The organism is Psychrobacter sp. 1U2, from assembly GCF_051847575.1.
Genome location: NZ_JBPYDC010001658.1, coordinates 1 through 547, shown reverse-complemented (window position 1 = coordinate 547; position 547 = coordinate 1). Strand labels below are relative to the sequence as shown.

The following is a 547-nucleotide window of genomic DNA, read 5'->3' as shown; positions in this document are numbered from 1 at the left end:
ACTCATCGGGAATGAAGTCACGTCTAACTTTTGGTTTAAGTCTAGCGTTTGATTTTGATTATTATATGCTCGATGAAGCAGGTGCTGTTGGTGACGCCGCTTTTCGTAAACGTAGTGAGGATATCTTGGCGGCTCGCCGTGCGCAAGCAGGATTTTTAATAGTGTCGCATAATATTGGTGATATTAAGCGTAACTGCGATATTGGTATTGTGTTAATGGATCAAACAGCACTCGTGTTTAACGATACAAAAGAAGCGATTGAGGTATATGAAGAGCATGTCCACAAAGCGAAAAAATAAGATTATTGACTTCTCGCTGTTTATCGGCTTGGTAATCCTTCCATGGGTCTTGGTGATTTTTTATGTCATGACGCTCGCACATCCGCGCTTTATTTCGACTTCTGACGTAGTGGTCAAACAAGTGAGTGATGCAAGCGTACCCTCTGGCGGCGGTTTATCAGCGCTACTGGGCGTTAATAGCACCAGTAAGGAAGATGCCACTTATCTGACCGAATATATCCTGTCCAATGACATGATCAAACGTCTTG

2 pseudogenes are annotated in these 547 nt (G+C 43.1%); both read left to right on the top strand.

The features are described 5' to 3' along the window. Nucleotides 1-299, top strand: a pseudogene (locus ACS8FD_RS23730) (ABC transporter ATP-binding protein); the annotation flags it as partial. Then, nucleotides 277-547 (top strand): annotated as a pseudogene (locus tag ACS8FD_RS23725) (capsule biosynthesis protein); the annotation flags it as partial. The pseudogenes ACS8FD_RS23730 and ACS8FD_RS23725, both read left to right, overlap by 23 nt.